Origin of the sequence: Okeania sp. SIO2B9, assembly GCF_010672505.1 — a bacterium.
GTDB classification, from domain to species: domain Bacteria; phylum Cyanobacteriota; class Cyanobacteriia; order Cyanobacteriales; family Microcoleaceae; genus Okeania; species Okeania hirsuta.
Window position 1 is genome coordinate 1 of record NZ_JAAHGK010001392.1, and the last position, 1,904, is coordinate 1,904.

At 33.4% G+C, this 1,904-nt stretch carries 1 protein-coding gene; it reads left to right on the forward strand.

Annotation, left to right across the window (positions count from 1 at the left end; translation table 11 throughout):
* The first annotated feature begins 504 nt into the window (after positions 1–504).
* Positions 505–1,398, forward strand: a complete 894-nt coding sequence (gene pstA, locus F6K13_RS31070; RefSeq protein WP_124143375.1) for a phosphate ABC transporter permease PstA — start codon at positions 505–507, stop codon at positions 1,396–1,398.
* Positions 1,399–1,904: the final 506 nt, after the last annotated feature.

Consider the following 1,904-nt stretch of genomic DNA (forward strand, 5'->3'; position numbering starts at 1 on the left):
TGATGGCAAACCAATTTTCTGAAGCTTCTGGTTTACAACTTTCTGCTCTGATGTATACAGGGATAATTCTGTTTGTTTTAACCCTACTTGTAAATATATTAGCTAATTGGATTGTTAATCGAATTAAGGCAAAGTATTAAAAAAGCGGTCAGCAGTCAGCAGTCAGCAGTCAGCGTTTAGAAGGGGATTAACCAGAGCTGCTAAAAGCTGAAGTCCGAAGTTCCTCTGCAAGAGGCTAGCTGTTTGCGGATAATTCCGTCAGGAAATGATCAATAATTGATAATGGATAATTACATCTCCCTGAAATGAAGAGGATTGACAAATAAGGAAAAAATAAATTTTTTCCCTTGAAAGGGGAGGATTTTAACCCTAATTGTTTAATTATTTAATTATTAATTATTTGGTAAAAGCTAATAGCTATTTAATTAGCAGGAATTAATACAAATAAATTGATTTGACTCTGGATTAGTTACTACTTTTATACTGATACTATTCTGATTAATTATGGCAGATATTACCTATAATCAACAACAACCAGAATCTATTGTGAGTCTGAAAAGAAACCCAAGCAGACCAAGGGAAATATTTAATAAAGTGATGACTGTACTATCAGGTGCTTGTATCGGCATCACTCTTATTCCTCTATTTGCTGTATTAATTTACGTTTTTATTAAAGGATCATCTCGTTTAAATTTAGATTTGTTTACTAAGTTACCACCCGCAGCAGGTCAAACTTCTGGTGGTATTGGTAATGCGATTTTAGGCACAATTATGGTAGTGGCAATTGCTAGTTTAATTGCTGTTCCTTTTGGTGTTTTAGCAGCAGTTTATTTATCAGAATTTAGTGATGAGGAAACTGCCCGTCCAATTCGATTTGCTACTAATGTTCTGAGTGGTGTACCATCAATTATTGCTGGGGTATTTGCCTATAGTTTACTGGTACTATCTATGGGTAAATTTTCAGCATTTGCTGGTGGAGTTGCTTTATCGGTTTTGATGTTACCGACGATTATTAGGACTACTGATGAGGCTTTACAAATAGTTCCTAGGGATATTAGATGGGCATCGGTGGGAGTTGGTGCTTCTAATTATCAAACTGTTTTACAAATAGTTTTACCTGCTGCTTTACCGGGTATTATTACAGGTATTACTCTTGCTATTGCTCGTGCCGCTGGAGAAACTGCTCCATTACTTTTTACTGTTGTTTATTCTAATAATTGGCCTCGCGGTCCATTCGCTCCGACTGTTCCATCTTTGGCTTATTTAGTATATGAATTTGCTCGTAGTTTTGATATTGTTTTACAGGAGTTTGCTTGGGCGGGTTCTTTAGTTCTGGTTTTATTGGTTTTAATTACCAGTATTCTTTCTCGTTGGGCAACTAGTCAAAAACAGTTTTGATTAAATAATGAAGAAGGAAGAAGGAAGAAGGAAGAAGGAAGAAGGTCTAATTGCTTATTGACTCAAACCCTAAAAAATTTTAAGAATTCCTGTTGACGGTGGGGTATTAAACTTGCAAAAAAAAAGATAAATAATAGCGATTAATTAATGATGCTTTATTTATTATTTGATATCGCAAAATCACTTCTTTTTTGAGTATTTTAATATCAATTAATTGGCTAATAAAGATTGATTAATTTGTGGAATTCAATTATGTATTCCTAAAAGGCGTAAATTTTTACCTCAATTTAATGAATAAAGGTTATTTCATGAATGGATAATGGATAATTACCTCTGGTTAAAACCGAGAGGATTGAATATAAGGAAATATTATTTCTTTTTTTTCCCCTTGAAAGGGGAGGCTAATAAAGCTGAATTATTTAATTAATAATGATTAATGATTAATTATTCGGTAAAAGATAATTACAGCACTATGAAAAGAGAAGAAAAACAGCGATTAAACCCTA